The sequence below is a fragment of the Leekyejoonella antrihumi genome, from assembly GCF_007845645.1.
Classification (GTDB): Bacteria; Actinomycetota; Actinomycetes; order Actinomycetales; family Dermatophilaceae; genus Leekyejoonella; species Leekyejoonella antrihumi.
This window is the reverse complement of the sequence record NZ_VCQV01000027.1, coordinates 25,979-46,272: the sequence shown is the minus strand read 5'-3', so window position 1 is coordinate 46,272 and position 20,294 is coordinate 25,979. Positions and strand designations below refer to the sequence as shown.

Annotated in this window: 20 protein-coding genes; 14 read left to right on the top strand and 6 right to left on the bottom strand. The window is 68.0% G+C overall.

Annotated elements, in window-relative coordinates; all coding sequences use genetic code 11:
- Positions 1–287: 287 nt before the first annotated feature.
- Positions 288–518: an HAD family hydrolase gene (locus FGL98_RS25875; protein ID WP_222432236.1), complete on the bottom strand. Its 231-nt coding sequence runs from the start codon at positions 516–518 to the stop codon at positions 288–290.
- A 975-nt stretch (positions 519–1,493) separates the two neighbouring features.
- Here FGL98_RS25875 and FGL98_RS17315 point away from each other — a divergent pair.
- The 3 genes from FGL98_RS17315 (at position 1,494) to FGL98_RS17305 (ending at position 4,731) form a co-directional block, all read left to right on the top strand.
- The gene (locus FGL98_RS17315; protein ID WP_146318762.1) at positions 1,494–2,366 is read left to right on the top strand and encodes a phenylacetate--CoA ligase family protein; all 873 of its coding nucleotides are present in this window, start codon (positions 1,494–1,496) and stop codon (positions 2,364–2,366) included.
- A gap of 2 nt (positions 2,367–2,368) precedes the next feature.
- Entirely contained in the window at positions 2,369–3,982 is a 1,614-nt protein-coding gene (locus tag FGL98_RS17310) for a class I adenylate-forming enzyme family protein (protein WP_146318760.1), read from the top strand.
- A gap of 221 nt (positions 3,983–4,203) precedes the next feature.
- The gene (locus FGL98_RS17305) at positions 4,204–4,731 is read left to right on the top strand and encodes a TetR/AcrR family transcriptional regulator (protein WP_186526232.1); all 528 of its coding nucleotides are present in this window, start codon (positions 4,204–4,206) and stop codon (positions 4,729–4,731) included.
- Between the two features lie 18 nt (positions 4,732–4,749).
- Here the strand turns inward: FGL98_RS17305 and FGL98_RS17300 are convergent, their stop codons facing one another.
- Positions 4,750–5,226 carry a MaoC family dehydratase gene (locus FGL98_RS17300; RefSeq protein ID WP_146318756.1) on the bottom strand — a complete coding sequence of 159 codons (477 nt, stop codon included), beginning with the start codon at positions 5,224–5,226 and terminating at the stop codon, positions 4,750–4,752.
- 111 nt (positions 5,227–5,337) lie between these two features.
- Between FGL98_RS17300 and FGL98_RS17295 the strand changes: the two genes are divergently transcribed.
- The 6 genes from FGL98_RS17295 to FGL98_RS17270 are packed head-to-tail and all read left to right on the top strand — an operon-like array spanning position 5,338 to position 12,189.
- The gene (locus tag FGL98_RS17295) at positions 5,338–6,558 is read left to right on the top strand and encodes an acyl-CoA dehydrogenase family protein (RefSeq protein WP_222432235.1); all 1,221 of its coding nucleotides are present in this window, start codon (positions 5,338–5,340) and stop codon (positions 6,556–6,558) included.
- A 4-nt stretch (positions 6,559–6,562) separates the two neighbouring features.
- The gene (locus FGL98_RS17290; protein ID WP_146318754.1) at positions 6,563–7,774 is read left to right on the top strand and encodes a CaiB/BaiF CoA transferase family protein; all 1,212 of its coding nucleotides are present in this window, start codon (positions 6,563–6,565) and stop codon (positions 7,772–7,774) included.
- A complete protein-coding gene (locus FGL98_RS17285; RefSeq protein WP_146318752.1) occupies positions 7,771–9,291 on the top strand; it encodes an acyl-CoA carboxylase subunit beta in 1,521 nt (506 codons plus the stop codon). Before FGL98_RS17290 ends, FGL98_RS17285 begins: the two co-directional genes overlap by 4 nt.
- Before the next feature lie 31 nt (positions 9,292–9,322).
- The gene (locus FGL98_RS17280; protein ID WP_222432234.1) at positions 9,323–10,141 is read left to right on the top strand and encodes an HpcH/HpaI aldolase/citrate lyase family protein; all 819 of its coding nucleotides are present in this window, start codon (positions 9,323–9,325) and stop codon (positions 10,139–10,141) included.
- A gap of 37 nt (positions 10,142–10,178) precedes the next feature.
- Positions 10,179–11,927: an acetyl/propionyl/methylcrotonyl-CoA carboxylase subunit alpha gene (locus FGL98_RS17275; RefSeq protein ID WP_146318750.1), complete on the top strand. Its 1,749-nt coding sequence runs from the start codon at positions 10,179–10,181 to the stop codon at positions 11,925–11,927.
- A 49-nt stretch (positions 11,928–11,976) separates the two neighbouring features.
- Complete coding sequence (locus FGL98_RS17270; protein WP_146318748.1) at positions 11,977–12,189, top strand: hypothetical protein; 213 nt, start codon at positions 11,977–11,979, stop codon at positions 12,187–12,189.
- A 382-nt stretch (positions 12,190–12,571) separates the two neighbouring features.
- Here the strand turns inward: FGL98_RS17270 and FGL98_RS17265 are convergent, their stop codons facing one another.
- From FGL98_RS17265 to FGL98_RS17250, 4 genes are all read right to left on the bottom strand, one after another.
- The gene (locus tag FGL98_RS17265; RefSeq protein WP_146318747.1) at positions 12,572–13,075 is read right to left on the bottom strand and encodes an SRPBCC family protein; all 504 of its coding nucleotides are present in this window, start codon (positions 13,073–13,075) and stop codon (positions 12,572–12,574) included.
- Positions 13,072–14,046, bottom strand: a complete 975-nt coding sequence (locus FGL98_RS17260; protein WP_146318745.1) for a hypothetical protein — start codon at positions 14,044–14,046, stop codon at positions 13,072–13,074. Before FGL98_RS17260 ends, FGL98_RS17265 begins: the two co-directional genes overlap by 4 nt.
- A gap of 6 nt (positions 14,047–14,052) precedes the next feature.
- Positions 14,053–14,508: an ImmA/IrrE family metallo-endopeptidase gene (locus tag FGL98_RS17255; protein ID WP_146318743.1), complete on the bottom strand. Its 456-nt coding sequence runs from the start codon at positions 14,506–14,508 to the stop codon at positions 14,053–14,055.
- Between the two features lie 62 nt (positions 14,509–14,570).
- Positions 14,571–14,996 carry a helix-turn-helix domain-containing protein gene (locus tag FGL98_RS17250; RefSeq protein WP_146318741.1) on the bottom strand — a complete coding sequence of 142 codons (426 nt, stop codon included), beginning with the start codon at positions 14,994–14,996 and terminating at the stop codon, positions 14,571–14,573.
- 307 nt (positions 14,997–15,303) lie between these two features.
- Between FGL98_RS17250 and FGL98_RS17245 the strand changes: the two genes are divergently transcribed.
- Genes FGL98_RS17245 through FGL98_RS17225 form a run of 5 tightly spaced genes read left to right on the top strand, consistent with a single transcriptional unit; the run spans position 15,304 to position 20,246 of the window.
- Positions 15,304–16,029: an SAF domain-containing protein gene (locus tag FGL98_RS17245; protein WP_186526229.1), complete on the top strand. Its 726-nt coding sequence runs from the start codon at positions 15,304–15,306 to the stop codon at positions 16,027–16,029.
- Complete coding sequence (locus tag FGL98_RS17240) at positions 16,026–16,796, top strand: MinD/ParA family ATP-binding protein (RefSeq protein WP_146318737.1); 771 nt, start codon at positions 16,026–16,028, stop codon at positions 16,794–16,796. Before FGL98_RS17245 ends, FGL98_RS17240 begins: the two co-directional genes overlap by 4 nt.
- Positions 16,793–18,508, top strand: a complete 1,716-nt coding sequence (locus tag FGL98_RS17235) for a TadA family conjugal transfer-associated ATPase (RefSeq protein WP_146318735.1) — start codon at positions 16,793–16,795, stop codon at positions 18,506–18,508. The genes FGL98_RS17240 and FGL98_RS17235 overlap by 4 nt, the downstream gene beginning before the upstream one ends.
- Positions 18,460–19,362, top strand: coding sequence for a type II secretion system F family protein (locus tag FGL98_RS17230; protein ID WP_146318733.1), 903 nt, complete (start codon positions 18,460–18,462; stop codon positions 19,360–19,362). The genes FGL98_RS17235 and FGL98_RS17230 overlap by 49 nt, the downstream gene beginning before the upstream one ends.
- Positions 19,359–20,246 carry a type II secretion system F family protein gene (locus FGL98_RS17225; RefSeq protein WP_146318731.1) on the top strand — a complete coding sequence of 296 codons (888 nt, stop codon included), beginning with the start codon at positions 19,359–19,361 and terminating at the stop codon, positions 20,244–20,246. Before FGL98_RS17230 ends, FGL98_RS17225 begins: the two co-directional genes overlap by 4 nt.
- Positions 20,247–20,294: the final 48 nt, after the last annotated feature.

Here is a 20,294-nt window from a genome sequence, read left to right as displayed (position 1 = left end):
GAGAGTCGGCCTGCAGGTCGGGGTCAAGAAGTAGGTGGGGGGTATCGGGCGGAGCTGCGGTTGATCCAGGCGCTGGACAGGCCGGCACGGCTGGCTCCGTCAGTGTCCCAGGGGTGCACGGCCACGAGCATGGCGTCCCTCGGGGCGACCTGGCACTGCTGCAGCGCGTAAGCGTAGGCGCGGGGGCGGGCTTCCACAAGCCTGCGTCCTGCACGGACAGCAGCCGCTCGAAGTGGTGCCGAACGCCCCGCGACGCCAGCAGCGCGTAGGGCTACGTCCGCCGATCCCTAGCTCAGTGTCACGACCCGAAGGCCCAGCTCCGCCAGCGCCTCCAGTCCGGCGCTGACGTCGGGGTGGACCGGCAGGCCGGCGAAACTGTCCAGGACGTGCTGGCCGGCGTTCTCCATTCCGCGGCTGGGCAGGTGGGCATCCAGCAGGTCGCGCAGCGACTCCGCGGCGATCCGGGCGAACGGGGCGGTTGTTCCGGCCGCGGCCAGGGCGATCCCGTCGCGCAACATGCTGGCGAATCAGGGGCTGGCCAGGTGCTCCGCTTCCCCGAGGTGCGCGCGCCGGGCGCCCAGCGGCCCAGGTCCGACAGTGTCTCGTTGACGACGAAGATCAGCAGACAGGCGTGCCGCGGGCCGTCGAAACTCACGCGATGATCAGAACTCGGCAGCGAGCGACTCACGACTTGCATACTCCTGGGCGCCGGCATCGATGTCGGCGTCATTGCCGCGGCCGCCCACGAGGCCCGTATGCGCCAGGACGCTCTTGCACAGTGACTGTTCCGTTCGAGGTACTCGCTCACTGCCGAGGCGATTGCCATTGGTGTACACCCGGGCAGGTCGCTCGTGTATCCATCGCGAAGAGCCGCAAATCCGTGAGACACACCTTCAAACTCGGCGACAACGACCTGGCCGACGTCGCCACAAACCCGACTCGTTAGACAAGAAAATCTATCATTGACTTGATACTTGAGCAGGGTGTTTGCTTAGTTTGCGAAGCCGAACCGCGGCGAATCTGAGTCCCGGAGAGGGGCGGTCAAGGTGAGTGACGCCGAGAGCCGAGTGCACTGGGACCCTCAGATGGAGACGCTCCCGCGCGCTGATCTGAGGGCGCTGCAGAGCGATCGGCTGGTGCGGCAGGTCCGCAGGGTGTACGAGAACAGCGCCTTCTTCAAGCAGTTCTACGACCGGGCGGGGGTCAAACCGGCCGATGTACGGGGCGTGCAGGACCTGCACAAGCTCCCGATCATGAGCAAAGATGACCTGCGGGAGTTCCGTGTCGCGAGCGGGGACCCGTTCTGTGGCACTCTTTGCGTCCCGCGCAACCAGCTCTACCGTGTGAACAAGAGCACCGGTACCAGCGGGTCGCCGGATGTGTTCGGTGCCACTCGAGCGGATTTCGATCAGATCGCCGACAACTTCGCGAGGATGCTTTGGCGGGTAGGACTTCGGCCAGGGCACCGGACAAACAACTGGTTGGAAGCCGCGATGACCTGGCACGGGTACTCGATGACCGCGGAGGGCGCCCGACGGTTGGGCGCGACAGTGTTTGCGCTGGAGTTCGACAACCGTCAGGTCGTGCCCACAAACCTTGAGCTCCTCGCTGGAGTCGACTTCGACTCGATCTTCATCTACCACCCGGAGATCGAGATCAAGTACATGCGCGAACACGATATTGTGCCAACGCAGGTGCACCCGAACTTGAAGTTCATCTACTCGGCGTTCCTGTGCACGGACGCCAGACGAACAATCCTGGAGAGGGCCTGGGGGGTCCCGTATCGAAACATGGGCAGTTCCGGTGATCAGTACATACCGGCATCCGAGTGCGAGTTCTCTGCGCCCGCCCTGCACTTCCTGGAAGATCAGTTCCTCCTCGAGGTGGTTGACTCCGACACCCTTGAGTCGGTCGAGCAAGGCGCGGAGGGCGAGCTGATCGTGACCAACCTCTGGGCCGAGGCCACGCCCTTCCTTCGGTACCGGATGGAAGACGTGGTGCAGATCGACGAGAGCACCTGCGAGTGCGGTAGTACGCATGCCAGGGTGAACTACCGAGGACGCTATGCGTGGTCCGTGCTGGTGGGAACGAACAGGGTGTTCAGCGACGACGTCGAGAACGTTCTCTGGACGCATCCGGAAACCGAGTTCGCCGCGTACCAGCTGGTGAAGCTGAGGCACCAGCCACAGGATGAGCTGATCGTTCGCACGACGGTCAGCGAGGTATCCAACACCGATGAACTCCGGACACGCCTTGGCAACGACCTGCACGACCGACTCGGGGTACCCGCGGTTGTGGAGCTCGTTGACGCGAGCGATATCGGCATCGGGACCGTGAAGTTCGCACGTGTCACTGTGAGGGACTGACCATGAGCGAGCAGGGCCGACGGATGGATGAGTCGTCTGGCGCGTCGAGTTGTGGGTTCACGTTGTTCGACGCGTTCGAACGGTCCGCAGCACTGCACGCGCAAAGGCCCGCTGTCCGTTGCGGCTCGAACACTTGGTCTTTCCAGCAGCTTCACTCACGGGTGTCCGCGGTGTGCACAGCGCTTCGTGAGCGCTGGTTGCGTCCGGGTGACCGGGTCGTGGTGCGGTCGGACAACTGTCACCGTTACATGGAGCTGTACCTCGCTTGTGCCGGACTGGGAGCCATCGTGGTGCCACTCGACGTTCGACTTGCGGAGGAGGAGGTACGCGCAATTCTCGCGGAGACTGCACCGACGCTGCTCGTCGCCGACCAGGTAGAGCGTCTGGAGTGGATGCACCGGCTGTACAGCGGCGCCGAGGCCTCAGTCCTACTCGGCGACGGGTCGACACCGTCCGGCGAGGGAGTGGTTGCATACGAGTCATTGACGAGCGGGCCTACGCGGCCGGTGCGGGACGGGGTGATCGGTGCGGATGCGCCAGTGGCGCTCTTCTACACCGCGGCTGTGGCTGGCCGCCCACGAGGTGCAGCGCTGACCCACCGCAACCTGATCACTCAGGTCACCACCACGGGGGAACCGTTGGACATCGGCGAGCAGGACGCACACGGTGTGTTCCTCCCGCTTTCGCACACCTTCGGTGCCTACCTGATGTTCGTCGCGGTATGCCGAGGAGCAGCCAACACGATGCTCACCTCGTTTGACCCGAACGAGGCGGCTCGCCGGATAGCGGCAGGTGAGGTCAGCTTCTTCGCCGAGTTCGCACCGATGGCCGCACGGATTGCGGACGCGGCCGATGCGGCCAAGAGCGCCTTTCCTGGGGGGCTGCGCCTGGTGATGGGCCTGGACGCACCGGTGACGATCGCTCGTTACCGGGATGCGGGTGTGCAGTGGTGGGGTTTCTACGGTCAGACGGAGACCGCGGGATTGGTCGCGATGGGCCGGGTCGGTGACGGCCCGATCGAGTCGAACTATGTGGGCCGCCCGCTGCCGCTTGTGCGGATGTCGGTGCGGGACTCCAAGGGATCGCCCGTAGAACCGGGCGAGCCGGGCGAGGCATGGGTGCGCAGCGACGCGGTGGTGCAACGATACTGGCCCGACGAGCCCACCCGACTGACTCAAGATGGGTGGCTGCGCACCGGCGATGTGCTGCGGGTGGGGGCCGACCAGAACATGTGGTTCATCGGGCGCACGTCCGACAAGGACCTGATCAAGCCTGGCGGTCTGAATGTCTACCCTGCCGAGGTCGAGCTCGCGCTGCAGGCCCACCCGGCAGTGTCTCGGGCGTTCGTGTTCGGAGTTCCCGATCCGGCGTGGCGTGAGCGGGTCTGCGCGGTGGTGCTCCCCTCGGCAGAGTTCGGCGGCACCGATGCGGCGGCGTTGGCCGCCTTCTGCGCCACCAAGATCGCAGGTTTCAAGTGCCCGCGCGCCGACAGCATCGTGATTGTCGCCGACGGTGGCGACCTGCCGGAAGCCCCGAGTCGCGAGGCGATGCGTCGGCGTTACGGTGCCCGGCTCGAGACGGTAGCAAAGGGAGCAGCTGACGAGGCGGCCAAGTAGTCTCTCGTCGGGTGGGTAACGACACGGGCCGTTCGGCCCGGATGACGGGATACCTTCCTGGAGGTCGAAAGGGGTGGGTCTGGATGGGTGCAGCCCGACGCCAACAGGAGCAGCCATCCGCCGGCCGGGATGACGCCAAGGCTCCGGGCGCTACCGGCGAGGGCCGGGTAGCACGCAAACGCGCGCAACGCATCCGCGTGGTGGAGCGGACGGCAGCCCGAATGTTCGCCGAGAAGGGCTACGACGGAACAAACTTCGAGGAGATCGCCGCGCAGGTAGATCTGCGCGGGCCGACCCTGTACCACTACTTTTCCTCGAAGGAAGATCTCTTCTCACAGTGTGTGGAGCACTCGTTCGCGCAGGTGGTGACGCGCCTCGAGGAGATCGCGGGCTCGGAGGGTGCGGCCGAGGAGCGACTGCGACGGCTGTTCTTCGAGCAGGTTCTGATCGAGCTTCGTGACTTTCCCGACTTCGTGCCGCTGTTCCTCAAGGTCTATGTGCCGGTGCCGTCCCTGCGACGGCGGTTGGCCGCTATCCGCCGACAGCACGGTGATGTTTTCCGGCACGTGGTCAATGAGGTCGTCATGGCCCATGGGCTTGATCCTGAGGCTGCGAAGATCTCGTTGATGATGGCGTTCGGCAGTCTCGCCTACATGCCGGAATGGTATGACCGGCGCGGGCCTCTTCGTCTAGAAGAACTGGCCGCCGACGTGGCCGACACTCTGATGGCTCCTTTCCTCGGCCGCTGAGGACCCGTCGGCCACCGCTCACTCCTCGCGTGATCCCGGCCGCCGCCGCATCAGCGCGGTGCGGCGGCATCGACAGATGAGCGTGTCGTCACGCACGAATCCGCAGTGCTCAAACGTCACGATCCCAGCCTCCGGGCGCGACCGGGAGGCCCTGGCCGCGACAATCTCGGAGCACACCCAGACGGTGTCGCCGGCGAAGACCGGACTCGGGAACGTGACGCTCTCAAAACCCAGGTTGGCGATGGTGGTGCCGAGCGTCAACTCGGGCACTGCGATCCCGACCACGAGGCCCAGCGTGTACAGGCTGTTGACTAACGGTTTGCCGAACTCCTGCTGTGCCGAGAACTCTGCGTCCAGGTGCATCGGTTGTGGGTTCATCGTCAAGCACGTGAATAGAACGTTATCCGCCTCGGTCACGGTCCGCGTGACAGCGTGCTCGACGACCTGCCCAATCTCGAAGTCCTCGAACCACATGCCCGAGCGATTGCGTGGCATGGCGCCTCCTGAAGATAGATCACCAACAAGATAATCTAGTCTATGCTTGAGGTACGGGACAGTTGTTGTGTCGCGTAGAGGTCACACTGCGAAGAGAGCTGGCGAAGATCGATGGACGTGATGTCCGACCAGGTACGCCAGGGGGCTGCGGAGTTTCAGGCCGCCGGCTACGGTGCACCCTGGGCCTTTGAGAAGGAGCACCGTGATTGGCAGGGCACGGTGCACAGCTTCTGCAACGACGTCGTCGCGCCCCGGGCTACCGAGCGGAGCATCGCGGGTCGATTCGACGCGGATCTGGCGCGTGAGGCAGGCAAACTGGGGATGTACGGGCTGCTTGCCTCGAAGGATCTCGGCGGAGAGGGCGCAGACTTGCGCACCTTGTGCCTCGGCGTTGAAGAGGTTGCCACAGTGGATTCGTCACTCGCGGTCACGGTGCATGTGCAGAGCATCTGCGTGGCGTTGTTCGCGCATCTTTCGGTGGGCCGACCGGAGTTGCAGCGAGAGATTCTTCCTGCGGCGTGCACCGGTGAGTCGTTCATTTCTATAGGCCTCACCGAACCTTCTGGCGGATCTGATGCAGGCAATATCAAGACGGTCGCCCGACGGGACGGGTCGGACTGGATCATCAACGGTGCCAAGCAGTTCATCACCAACTCTGGGACCCCGTTCTCCCGCTATGTCATCCTGATGGCGGCGGTGGGTCCTGGTGAGAATGGTCGTCCGCCGGTGTCGGCCTTCCTCGTGCCCCTGGATGCGCCCGGGGTCACCGTCGGTGCGCCGTATGTGAAGCTCGGCTGGCGCGCATCGGATACCCGCCCCCTGTTCTTCGACGATGTGCGCGTGCCCGGCACGGCGGTGCTCGGCACGGCCGGACGGGGCTACCGCGACGCGCTGGAGTTCCTCACCTGGGCACGGCTGCCCATCGCAGCGATGAGCGCCGGTCTGGCCAGAGGATGCCTGACAGACACGCTGCGGTTCGTGTCTGAACGCCAGTCCTTCGGCCAGCCGCTGGGCGCCCATCAAGGCGTGGCCTTCCAGGTCGCGGACATCGCCGCACTGGCGTCCACGGCCCAGGTGATGACCTACGACGGGGCGTGGAAGTATGACCAAGGGTTGCCGATCAGACGAGAAGCGGCCGTTGCCAAACTGGTGGCGTCCGAAGCGGCCAACAAGGCGGCCTACCTTGCAACCCAGATCCAGGGTGGGTACGGCTTTATGCAGGAGACGGCGGCAACCCGCCATTACCAGGACGCCAGAATCCTGACCATCGGCGAAGGTACCTCAGAGGTACAGCGCATGCTGATCGCGCGGGGCCTGGGCCTCGGGGTCTAGTCCGATGGATCTTCCATTGGATGGCCTGCGCGTGGTCAGCCTGGCGCACCAGTACCCTGGGCCCTTCGCCACCATGCTGCTGGCGGATCTTGGCGCCGATGTCGTACTCGTGGAGCGGCCGCCGGTGGGTGACCCAGCCCGTGCCTTTCCCGGATTTCATTCCTCGATGGCGCGCGGTAAGCGCTCGGTGGCACTGGACTTGAAAACCGGCAGCGGGCGCCAGGCCTGCATCGCGCTGGCCCGCTGGGCGGACGCCTTCTTGGACGGTTATCGGCCCGGAACATTGGACCGTCTGGGTCTCGGGCAGAAGGATCTGCGAGAGCAGAACCCGGCACTGATCTATGTGTCGGTCTCCGGATACGGCCAGACCGGCCCGTACGCCCACCGGTCGGGACACGATCTGACCTACCAGGCCGAGGCGGGGATGCTCGACCCACGGCTCTCACCGGGTGATCCGCCAACTGCCCCCGCCGTTGCGGTCGGGGACCTCGCGGCGGGACTCTTCGCCGCCCAAGCGGTGCTCGTCGGGCTGGTGCAGCGCAGCAGGACGGGCCACGGTTGCGTGGTGGATGTTTCAATGTTCGACGCGCTGGTCACGCTGCTGAGCGCTCACCTCGGACCGGTGATCAACAAGTCTGGCCCACCCGGGTTTCCGTACGAACCTGGCTACGGGGTGTTCCGCACCAGCGACGGAAAATACCTGTCCCTGGGAGTGGCACACGAGGATCACTTCTGGCGGGCCCTCTGTGACGCCATCGACATGCCGGCAGATCGAGACCTCGCGGCGCCACAGCGGTTTGAACAGCAGGAACGGCTGCGAGATCGGATCGGTGCGGTGTTGAGCACCAGGACCGCGGCGGAATGGGCCACAACCTTCCAGGCGGCCGACGTGCCGTTCGGCCAGGTCCGGACACTCGCCGAGCTGCCCCAGTCGCCGCAGGCCGCCGCGCGGGCGCTGTTCTCCAAAGCGCCGACGGACGACGGCAGCACAATATGGCACGTGAGCCAGCCTCTGCGTATTGACGGCCGCACCCCGGGACCACGTGGTGGCGTACCTGGTATGGGCGCACACACCGCCGAAGTGCTCACCGAGATCGGTTGCGCACCGGAGCTCGTGGAGGAGATGGCGCAACAGGCCGCGGAACTGCAGGCCACCGACCAGGCCAAGGCGGACACGGGCGGACACCCCGCCCCTCACGGTGGGAGGACAGGATGACCAGCGACCAGATGGCCGACGTCGCCGCTGCACGGACCCGGGTCGTGACCGGCAATGACCCCTCGAAATGGGCCAACAAGCTCCCGGTGCGAGACCGGATCACCCTGCTCCTCGACCCCGGGAGCTGGGTCGAAGACGGGTTGCTCGCCAACGCCGAGGTACCCGGGTTCCCCGCCGACGGAGTGCTCACCGGGGTCGGCACCATTGACGGTCGACAGGTAGCGGTCATCGCGCACGACTTCGCCGTCAAGGCCGGCTCGTGGGGTGAACTCACCTGCGAGAAGCAGATCCGTATCCTGGAGCGCGCGGACAGGGACCTGCTCCCGGTCTTCTATCTTGTCGACTCCGCGGGTGGCCGCCTCACCGACCAGATGGGCTTCTTTCCCGGCCGGCGCGGTGCCTCAAAGATCTTCCAACTGCAGGTGATGCTGTCCGGTCGGGTCCCGCAGATCTGCTCCCTACACGGCCCGTCCGCGGCCGGTGGAGCGTACATGCCGGCATTCTGCGACTGGGTCGGAATGGTCAAGGGCAACGCGTCCATGTACCTTGCATCCCCCAGAGTCGCGGAAAAAGTCACCGGCGAGCGCACCACGCTGGAGGAGATGGGCGGGGCGGTGATGCATGCCACGGTGTCGGGCTGCGCGGACGAAGTCTTCAACCAGGATTGGGAGGTCATCGCTGCCTCAAGGCTATTGATCTCCTACCTGCCCAACTCCTGGAGCTCTGCACCACCCGCAGCGCCACCCCGGCCACCCGAGGTTGAGCAGTGGCCCCAGGACCTGATCCCTGCCGACCCTAACCGGGCCTACGACGTCCTCACGGTGATCACCCGGCTGGTCGACGCCGGCAGCTTCTTTGAGATCAAGGCCCGCTGGGCGACCGAGATGGTCACCGGCCTGGCCCGGCTGCAGGGCCAGGTGGTCGGCATCGTGGCCAACCAGCCATCGGTGCGCAGCGGTGCCATCTTCGTGGACTCCGCCGACAAGGCGAGCAGATTCATCTCGATGTGCGATGCATTCAACATCCCGCTGGTGTTCCTGCAGGACGTACCGGGATTCATGGTCGGGGTCGCCGTCGAAAAGCAGGGCATCATCCGGCACGGGGCAAAGATGATCGCTGCGATGGCCAGCGCCGACGTGCCGAAGTTCTCCGTAATCCTGCGCAAGGCGTACGCGGCGGGCTTCTACGCGATGTGCGCCCCGGGCTTCGAGCCTCGCGCAACACTTGCGCTGCCCACGGGGTCGATCGGCCCGATGGTGGCGAGTGCCTCGGTGAACGCGGTCTACGCAAACAAAATCGCCGCCATCGCCGATCCTGACGAACGAGCCGCCTTCGTCGCTGCGCGGACCGCGGAGCAAGAAGCCGATCAGAACCTGCTGCACATGGGCAGCGAACTCGTGGTGGACGCTGTCGTCGAGCCCACCGAACTGCGCTCGGAACTGTGCCGACGCCTCGCTGCTGCGGCTGGTTGGAGCCGAGTGGCCGGACACCGCCACCACCTCATCAGCCCGGTCTGACACCGATGCCCAAGTCAGGGGTGAGCCCGAAATGAACGCCGCATCCAACCCTGCCATGCGGAGCCTACTCTTCGTGCCCGGCGACCGGGCCGACATGATCGCCAAGGTGCCCCGGTGGAAGCCCGATGCCGTCGTGGTAGATCTGGAAGACGCCGTCGCCGGCGCTGACAAGGATTCGGCACGAAGCGTTGCCGTCGCCGCCATCGCGCGTGTCTCGCATCCGTTGGTCTTCCTGCGCGTCAACGCGGCAGGGACACCCTGGCACCTGGCGGACCTGGCGGCCGCCGCTCGTGCTGGAGTTGCCGGCATCGCCTTGCCGAAGGTGGAACGACCGGAGGACCTGGACGCCGCACAGCGCAGCGGGTTGTCGATCATCGGGGGCTTGGAGACCGCAAGGGGTGTAGCTAACGCCCGAGCTATGTGCGAGCAACCCAACGTGGTAGCAGTGTATTTCGGCGCCGAAGATTTCATCGCGGACATGGGCGGGCGCCGCACGCGGGGCGGCCTGGAGGTCGTGTTCGCGCGTAGTGAGGTATGCCTGGCAGCCCGACTAGCCGGTGTGCCGGCCATCGATCAGGCCGTGGTGTCTGTTCACGATGAAGCAGCGTTCACCGCAGATGCCGAGCAGGGACGCGCACTTGGTTACCAGGGCAAGATCACCCTCCACCCCGTGCAGGTCACGCTGGCACACCGCGTGTTCACCCCATCCGAGCAGGAGGTCACCCATGCACGTGCGGTGCTGGCGCAGAAGACCGGGGTCGGCGTGGTTGACGGACAGATGGTGGACGACGTACACCGCAAGATGGCCGGTCAGACACTCGCCCGTTGGCAGCAAGGAGATCAGCGATGAGTGTCCAGCGTGTGCGACGTGAGCAGGCGGGGTTTCGATGCGTAAGGTCTTGATCGCCAACCGTGGCGAGATCGCGGTGCGGGTCATCAGGGCATGCGCGGATGCGGGCTTGTCGAGTGTTGCGGTGTTCGCAGACCCAGACGCCGGGGCTCTGCACACGCGCATGGCTGATGAGGAGTATGCGCTGGGAGGTAGCACGGCCGTGCAGAGCTATCTGTCGATCGACAAGCTGCTCGCAGTGGCACGCCGCAGTGGTGCGGATGCGGTGCATCCCGGATACGGGTTCCTCTCTGAGAGCGCCGAGTTCGCCGAGGCAGTGGTTGCCGCGGGCCTGACGTGGATCGGACCCACTCCTGAGGCGATCCGCAACCTGGGGAACAAGGTAACCGCTCGGCAGTTCGCCAGACGGGTCGGCGCCCCCCTTGTGCCCGGCACAACCGCAGCGGTATCCGGCCCTGCGGAAGTGATCGAGTTCGCCAAGCTGCACGGCCTGCCGATCGCTATCAAGGCGGTCTTCGGGGGCGGCGGCCGTGGGTTGAAGGTCGCATGGCAGACACACGAGATCCCCGAGCTGTTGGCCTCGGCAACTCGAGAGGCGGTGGCAGCGTTCGGCAATGGGGATTGCTTCGTGGAACGGTACCTGGACCGCCCGCGACACGTCGAGGCACAGATCCTCGCGGACACGCACGGCGCTGTCGTCGTCGTTGGCACCCGAGACTGCTCATTGCAGCGCCGGCACCAGAAGCTTGTCGAGGAAGCCCCAGCGCCGTATCTCTCCGCCGTCCAGGAGCACACAATACGCACAAGCGCGAAGGACATCTGCGCAGCAGGTGGTTATGTCAGTGCCGGGACTGTGGAGTATCTGGTTGGAATGGATGGGACGATCTCCTTCCTCGAGGTGAACACCAGGTTGCAGGTCGAGCACCCGATCTCGGAGGAGACGACGGGCATTGACCTGGTCCGCGAGCAGTTCCGAATCGCAGCAGGCGAGCACCTGACACTGCGTACGGACCCCACGCCTCGCGGGCACTCGATCGAGTTCCGCATCAACGGTGAGGACGCCGGTCGCAACTTCCTTCCCGAGCCAGGCCGCGTGACCCGCCTGGTGCTCCCGAACGGCCCGGGCATACGAGTCGACTCCGGGATCCAGGAGGGCAGCGTGCTCAGCGGGCAGTTCGACTCACTGCTGGCCAAGTTGATCGTTACCGGCGCGAACCGTCAAGAAGCATTGCAGCGGGCGCGGCGAGCACTGGCAGAGACCACGATCGAGGGGTTGGCCACCGTGTTGCCATTTCACCGCGCGGTCGTCCGGCAACCAGCGTTCGTCGGAGATCAGCACGGCTTTGCCGTGCACACCCGCTGGATCGAGACAGACTTCAATAACACGATCGAGCCGTTCACCCCGACAGGCGCTGGGGGCTCCCCTCAACCCGGAGGCGTCACGATCGAGATTGGTGGCCGGCCGATGGAGGTCAGCCTTCCGGGCCTCGACACCTTGGGCGAAGCGGGCTCAGCGCTCCGTGCACAGGCGCTCGAGTCCAGCATCAGCGACGGCGCACCCGCGGTGCACGGCGACGTAGTGGTTGCGTCCATGCAGGGCACCATCACTCAACTCACCGTCGAGGAGGATCAGCGCGTGGAAGCCGGAGAACTCATCGCAGTGCTCGAGGCGATGAAGATGGAGAACCGGGTAACAGCGCACAAGACGGGAACTGTCACCGGACTCACGGTGCGCGTGGGATCCGTTGTGATGCAAGGCCGTGCACTCTGCGAGATCAAGGACTGACCGAGCTATCCAAATCAATGCTCGGTGAACGTCGTCGCCGGTGTGAAAGGTGGGACCGACGCTCCTGCTGGCTGCTGGACCCACCAGAAACCTCGACTCCGTCACCGGCGCCGGGATCATCGACCGTCCCCTCGGCTCCCTGGCCACCCACGACACCGGCCTCACCGCCGCTGCGACAGCTCTATGCACCTCGAACGCGGCAAAGCTCGAATACCAGCGCGAACGTGACGCTGCCTGGGCGCGGAGTCGCGGCCTGCGGTGATGACGCCCTCACTGCAGGTGCTGTGATCCCGCTGCCTCGGCTGTCTGCACCAAGGACATCTTTTGGTGCGCGGTGGTGTCGCGCGGGCCGCGGACTGCACGCGAACCTTCTGTTCCGCCGTCGAGACGCCCAGCACCCGGCCTACCCTGCGAGTCTCCACCGCCGTGCTACCGCTCGGCCAACGTGCTGTCCCGCCGAGTGTGCTGTTCCGCCTGAGCGTCCCGGGACGCGGCTGTCCGATGGACAAGTCTGACCGCCCATCCCAGGACGTGCGCCCACCTGTCAGCCAGGACGCTTTGCCTGCCAACACGAATATGTATTGGCAGGAATGCTGACGTACACGAACACCGTCATGACGGCGTCCGATGCACCGAGCGACTGCTCATCCAGCTGGCGACGGGCCTGAGGTGTCCGAGTCCAGGTACTCTGCGATGCCGGCTGCTCCGGAGCGCATCGCGACGGCGTGGTTCCATTCGAGAACGGGTCGGATGATCCGGTCCACCTTGACGGCGATCGGGTGGGTCAGGGTGGCGGCCTGGGTGAACGCTGCGGTGCTGCGGTTTCCGGGTTGGTCGGTGACGGCCCATTCGACGGTGCCGTCGATGTCTCCGGTGGCTGTCGCGCGCAGCAGACCCTGCTGATGGTCCTCGACGTCCCGGTGGAGTGTGAACCGCAGCGTGATCGGCAGGACGCTGCGTAGGGCCATCTCGACGTTGTCGGCGTCGGGTTGTGTCGCGGTCTTGAACTGGGGCCACCAGCGTGGGTAGTTCGCGAGGTCGGCGAGGACGGCGGTGGCCTGTGCTCGGGGTGCGGGGAGCTGCCAGGTGCTGCGAAACACGTACTGGTGTGGGGCGAGTCGTTCGACTCCGCTCTGGTGCGTTCTCATCTGGACCGCAGTGTAGCCGGGGGAGCGGCTGCCTTCAGGATGTCGGCCGCCAGGGCGTCGACCTGTCCTGCTGGGCGCGGTGGCACGGCTTGAAGACGGTTTGTCAGCGCGGTCTCGGGTCCGCCGGCTGCGCGGGCTTCGGACAGGGCGTCCTGGATCTCGATGACCGCGCGGTAGGTGGAGCGGGGTTTCGGGGCTTCGCGGACGTTCGGGTAGGTGCTGGTGGCGGCTTCCCATACCTGGAGCAGTTGGCCTCGATCGTGCCGTCGTTGCTGTGCGGCGCGGAGGCCGGGCAGGAGAGCTCCGAGCGCGAGCGTGCAGGCACCGGCGGCCAGCACGTCGAGGGCGAGTGGGTCGGTCCATGGCGGGAGGGTGGTCCAGATCGAGATGATTCTGCTGGTCATGAAGGCGCATTCGAGGGCTGCGCCGGCGGCGATGAGGAGAAGGCTGTGTCTCATGAGGCCGTGTTGGGCCCGTGCGTCGCGCCAGGTGACGGTGGCGATGTAGCCGGTGGCGGTGGTGAGTGTGGCCGCGAAGAGGTTCCAGTAGCCGGTGAGCTGCCCGTCGTGGGCGTATTGCTCGAAGAACAGCGGTGTCTCGGCAGATGGGTGTGCGCTCAGGAAGGTGGCGGCCATGGCGAGCCCACCGGCGAGGAAGAGGACGGATCGGGTCTGGTGGCTGCGGCGGCTCCAGCCGGCGACGGCGGACACCATCTCGATGGCGGCCCAGGCGGTGGTGACGGTCAGCAGATGGCTGAGCAGGATGGACAGGTTCGCCAGCCGCCATACGTGCTGGTCGAGCCAGACGAGCAGGGGAGGAATGTTCAGGGCGATCGCGAGCCCCATCGCCAGCAGTGCCGCGGCGAGGTAGCCCGTTTCGGGGCGGCGGGTCTGACGGTAGGCGAGGGCGCGTCGGGCGGCGCACCAGGTCAACAGGAGGCTGGTGGTGCTGAACGCGATGGTCCGCAGCATCGGAGATCAGCCCAGGGCCGCACCGAACCCGGGTGCTGCTGGTGGGGGTTCCTTGTGCTGGACGTGGGTGAGGATGAGTTCGGCGATGTCTTCGGCCTCGTGCTCGCGCTGGTCGCCGTAGTCGCATTGTCGGTGCAGCATGATGTTGGCGGCGCCGGCGAGGTCGCCGTGGTCCGCGGTGAGGTCGTGGAGGTGTCCGGCGAGCAGGTGGCCGATCTCGTGGCAGATGACGTGGTCGCGGTGGATGCCGGCCAGGTCGTTGCGGTAGAAGATCACGTCGCGGTCGGGCAGCTGGACGAGCAGCCCGGTGATGGTGTCGCTCATCGCCGGGCGGGCGATCACCTGCAGCGGGCGGTGTCTGTTGTCGGCGATCGCGGTGCAGAAGGCTGCGATGTCCCAGGGCTCGGGCACGGGGCAGTGCTGGGCGATGCGTCGTGCGGTCCGTGAGTAGCGTCGCCTCATGCCGGGCTCCTCTGCGTGTCCCTTCCGTGGGAGCCTAGCGATCCTGTGGCGTGGTCGGGGGGTTACGGGTCTGGGTCGTCGAGTCCTTTCGCCTCCCGCAGGGAGGTGACCATGGCGTTGAGCGCGGCGAGCTCCCGTTCGCCGAGGCCGTGCGCGCGGAGCGCGATGTTGCGCACGTTGGTGTCGCGCATCGCGCTGAGCAGGTCCAGGTGCTGGTTGATGCGCCGCTCCTGCTCGGGGTCCAGGAAGTAGGCGGCGGGGACGCCGAAGAACGTCGCCAGGGCCTGGATGTGCTGCAGGGTCGGGTTGGTGCGTTCTCCCTTGCGCAGCTGCCACAGGTAGGCCACGGAGATCTCCCCGCCGGCGGCGGCCACTCCGGCGGCGACCTGCTCGTAGGTGTACGGCTTGCCCAGCGGGTGCACGGTTTGCCACAGGTGGTCCAGCAGCTGCGCGAACGTGCGGGGCTGGCTGTCGGGCTGTTCCGCCATGGCGCTGCGCGCTCCCGTCGCCGTGCTGGGCTGCCGGGTCTGCCGCGGGGTTCGCGGGCCGGCTCGTTATCCACCATTTAACCGTCTTCTATTGCAGCGAACCAGCAACAGCAGTAATTTTGCTGAGAAAAATGCATGGGATGAGGCGAAGCACGGTGTGGTGGTGGCCCGTGACGGGCCCGGGGTGCGGTCGGTGTCCGCCGAGCGCACCCGCTGTTCCTTGGGTGTCCCGGGAGCAGGACCGTTCGACGCGACAAGGACGACGAGCCGGTCGCCGGTGATGTGGCACCGGCGCGAAGGAGGCAGGATGGCGACGTTGAGGAAGGTCCCGCAGCCGCCGCGGGGGCTGGCCGCCGATGCGGCGCCCGCCGGGGCGCCGGGCCGGCGGGGCGCGGTGCTGGCCGCGGTTCCGGCGCAGCGGCGCACCCGGGTGATCCTGGGGCTGGTCGTGGTCGCGGTGCTGGGCGGGCTGCTGGCCATGGTCGGGGTGCAGCGGATGTCGACCACCTCGCAGGCGTGGGCGCTGCGGCGGACCGTGCAGCAGGGGCAGGTGCTGACGAGGGCGGACCTGGTGGTGGCGAACGCTGCGCCCGGGTTGCCGACGGTGACCGACTCGTCGCTGGTGGTCGGCAAGATCGCGGTCGGCGCGATCCCGGCAGGCACCCTGCTGAACCCGGCGATGGTCGCGGCCAGCTCGCCGGTCCCCCCGGGAGACGTGACGGTGCCGGTCCCGGTCAAGACGGGCCAGCTGCCCGCGCGGGTGCACCCCGGCGCGAGGGTGCTACTGGTGGCGACTACTGGAATCACCAATGGAACCACCAATGGTATTGGCAGCAGCGGGAACCCGTCACCGACGCCCTTACCGGCCCCGGTGACCGCGCTGGTGGTTGACGTGAGTGTGCCGGCGGCGGGCACCGGACTGACGGTGGTCGATGTCGCGGTGCCGCGGGCCGCGGGAGCGGCCGTGGCGCAGATGAGTGCCACGCAGACGGTGACGATCGTCCTGCTGCCGGCCGCTGGGGGTGGGCGATGAGCGTCACCGTGGTCACCGCCGGTAAGGCGTCCCCCGGGGCGACCACGATCGCCCTGGCTCTGTCGTGGGCGACGGCGCGGGCGGTGACCGTGGTGGACGCGGACCCGGCCGGCGGCGACGTTGTCCCGGGGATGCTGGCCGGACGGGCGGGAACCGCGACGGGCCTGTTGTCGTGGATGGTCGCGACCCGCCGCTGCTCGGCGACGCAGACCAGCGCCCGGATGGCCGAGCACAGTCTGCTGGTCGACGAGCCGGCCGATCTGCAGGTGGTACCGGGGGTCCAGTCGGTGGTGCAGGCCCCGCAGGTGCTTGCGTGCTGGGACCGGTTGGCGACCGCGCTGGAGCGGGCCGGCGGCCGGGAGATCGTGGTGGATACCGGTCGCCTGGGGTCGGATTCGTGCTGGCCGGTCATCACCGGCGCGGACCGGGTGCTCCTGGTCACGGCGCCGACGAGCCGGTCGATCCACGCCGCGGTCTCGGCGGCCAGTATGTTGCGTGAGCGGCTCGGTGACCTGGACGCGGTGTGGCTGGTCGTCAACGGGCCCGGCCCGTACGCGACCTCGGCCGTGGCGGAGGCGCTGCGAATGGGTGGCCGGGTGACCCGGGTGCCCACGGATCGGCGCGCCGCGGCGGCGCTGACCGAGGGCGCACCGTGGGTGCCTCGCACGCTGGTGCGCAGCGCCCTGGTCCGCGCCGCCCGGGTCCTGGCCACGGCTCCTGGACAGGAGCCGGTGCCTGGGCCGGTCGCTGCGCGGGAGGGGTCATGACCCGCGGACGGGGCCCGGCCGCGCTGCCGGCGCTACCTCAGCTGCCGACCCTGCCTCAACGGCCGGCACCGGCCGAGGTCAGGGCGCCCACCTTCGCGGCCAGGGCCGGCGCGCCGCCCACGCCCACGCCCGCGGCTCAGGCTCAGGCTCCGGGCCTGCAGCCTGACGTGGAGCCGGACGTGGGGGCGGACGTGGGTCCGGGCGAGCCGACGGGCACCGACCACCACGGTCACGCCACCGAGGATGGTGGCCCGGTTGCCCAGAAGCCCGCTGCGGGCGCGGGGCGGACGTCGCTGGGCGTGGGACGGGTGTCGCTGGGCGCGGCGGTCGACGAGCTGCGGGACCGGGCCGCGACCCGGCTGACCCAACCCGAGCTGCAGGGCGAGCTGGCCCTGCTGGGTGAGGCGGCCCGCCGGATGCGCACCCGGGCCCTGGTCGTCGAGGAGCTGGAGGCGTGGACCCAGCACCGTGCCGCGCGCGGCCTGCCGTCGCTGGACATTACCGATGAGACGCAGCTGGTCGCCGCGGTGCTGGCCGCGCTGCGCGGTCTCGGCCCGTTGGAGCCGATCCTGGCCCGGGACGACGTCGAGGACATCTTCTTCAACGGCGCCGCCCCGACGATGCTGCGCCTCGCGGACGGGTCAAAGGTCCCCGGCGTGCCGCTGGGGGACACCGACGAGCGGGTCCGGGCTTTGATCGCGGCGCTGGCCGGGGCGCAGGCCGAGGCGTCCGGTCGTGAGTTCAGCCAGGCGCAGCCCCTTTTGGCGCTGCGGCTGCCGGCGATCGGGATCATGGGGGCCAGGCTGTCCGCGGCGATCGACGTGACTCCGCACCCGGTCGGCACCATCCGGGTGCACCGGCACGTCGACGTGACCCTGGACGACCTGGCTCGCATGGGGATGATCGACTCCTCCCTGCACGCGACGCTGACCGCGGCCGTGCTGGCCGGGATGAACATCCTGGTCACCGGGGACAAGGGCGTCGGCAAGACGGTGCTGCTGCGGGCCCTGTGCCGGCAGATCCCGTTGAACGAGGCGGTCGTCACCGTGGAGGACAACCGGGAGCTGGGCCTGCACGTGCTGACCCGCAAGGACACCCGCGGGAGGGTGCTGCGCGACGAGGCGGGGGACCCGGTCCCGTTGCGGCCGGCCGCCCTGTTGAAGGCGTATGAGGGCCGGCCGGCGAACGCCGAGGGGGTCGGGGCCATCGAGATGGCCGACCTGCTGCGGCAGGCGCTGCGGGACAGCCCGGACCGGGTCGTGATCGGGGAGTCCCGCGGGGCGGACATGGTCGACATCCTGAGCGCGATCTCTTCCGGGTCGCGCGGGGTGATGGCCACCATTCACGCCGAGTCGGCCCGCGGGGTCTTCGACCGGATCGTGCAGATGATCCGGTCGGTCTACCCGCCGCTGCCGACCGACTTCGCCCTGCGCGGAGCGGCCTACGTCGACCTGGTCGTGCAGGTGGCCCGGGACCGGGACCATCACCGGTTCGTGTCCGAGGTGATCGCGATGGACGGGGTCAACCGGTCCCTGGGCGACAACGGGTACCCCAGGTTCGAGACGATCTACGCGCCCGGCACCGATGGGCGGGCCCGCCCGGTCCGCCCGCCGGCCTTGCGGACCCTGGACCGGCTGCGGGACGTCGGATGGGACGAGGGGTGGTGCCGCCCGCAGGCCGCGGACTGGCCGCCCTGGGCGGACCGATCATGAGCGGCGCCGTGCTGATCGTGGGCATCGGGACGGTCCTGCTGCTGGGTGCGGCAGGTCTGCTGGCCGCCACGCTGTGCGGGGTGGATGTGCTCGGCGGTGGCACGCCCGCGGGCCGGCCCGACCGGTGGCGCCCCACCCGCACGCACGCGATCGCGCTCGGGGTGGGTGTGGTGATGTGGCTGGTCAGTGCCTGGCCGGTGATGGGCCTGGCGACCGGGGTGCTGGTGCTGCTGATGCCGGACCTGCTGGCCCGCAAGTCCGGCACCCAGGTGCACAACGAGCTGCTGGGCGCGCTGGCCGGGTGGGTGCGCCGCCTGGCGGACCTGATGCGCTCCGGGGCGGTCACCTCGTTGCAGGACGCCCTAGTCCGCAGCGCCGACACCGCGCCCGAGCTCGTCGCCGGGCCGGTGCGCAGGCTTGCTGCCCGGATCGGCCCGCAGGGCCCCGAGACGGCCCTGCTGGCGTTCGCCGACGAGGTCGCCGACCCCATCGGGGACCGCATCGTGATGGCCCTGCTGATCCGGCACCGGCAGGGCGGCAGCGGACTGCCGGACGTGCTGACCCAGCTCGCCGCCGAGATCGACGTCGACATCCAGGGGCAGCGGCAGACCGACGCCGAACGCTACCGGCTGGTCGTCAACGTGCGGGTGCTGGTCGTGCTCACCGTGGTGATGTGGGTCGGCGCGAAGTTCTTCATGGGCACCCTGATGGCTCACTACGACACGGTCACCGGGCAGCTCGAGCTCGCGGCGGTGCTGGGGCTGTTCCTGGTGTCGATGATGTGGATCCGGGCGAAGGTGCGTTTCGTCGGCGGGGCCCGCCTGCTGGGCGATCAGATGAAGGTGCGGCCATGAACCCGATGTATCTGCTCGCGGCCGGCACCATGATCGCGGTCGCCGCCACCGGTGCGGCCCTGGTCCACCTGGTCCGTCCTGCTCCGCCGGACCTGCAGGCCACCCTGGCCCAGCTGGACGGCACGAGAACAGCCACCGGCGACGCCGCCGGGTCCGGGTCTGCGGCGCCGGCGTGGATCCCCGGCCCGGTGATGGCTTGGGCGGGCCAGCACTTGGGAGCCGCCGCGCAGGACCTGGCGATCCTGTCGATCGACCGGGACCAGCTCGCGGCCCGCCGGGTGACCGGACTGGTCCTGGGGGCCGTGGCGGTCCCGCTGGCCGCGGCGACCGCCTCCCTGGCCGGGATCGGCGTGCCGGTCGAGCTGCCCGCCGCGGTCACCGTTTTCGCGGCCTGGGTCGGGTGGCGGATGCCCGCCGACAAGGTCACCGCCCGGGCCAGCACGGCCCGCGACCAGTTCAACCAGGCCCTGACCACCTACACCGGGCTGGTCGCGTTGGAGCGCGTCTCCCGGGGGTCACCCGTGGAAGCCCTGGAGGAGGCCGCACGCGTCTCCTCCTGCTGGCCGTTCGTCCTGCTGCACCAGGAGATCGCCCGCGCCGAGCTGACCGGGCAGCAACCCTGGGACGCCCTGGGCCGGTTAGGTGCCCGGATCGGCTCGGACCCGCTGAGCAGCATGGCGAGGGTAGTCGACTCGGCCGCCACCAACGGCGCCGCGATCTTCGACACCCTGCTCGCCGAGTCGGCCGCGATGCGCGCCCACGCCCTGGCCGAGGCCCAGCGGGAGGCCGGCGCCGCCTCCGAACGCATGGTCATCCCGGTGACCCTGTGCGTCTTCGCGTTCGCGCTGCTCTTTGCCCTGCCCGCTTTGGCGGGCCTGGTATGACGACCCGAACCACTGCCGTGCCTGGCGGCAGCACACCCACCCAAGGAG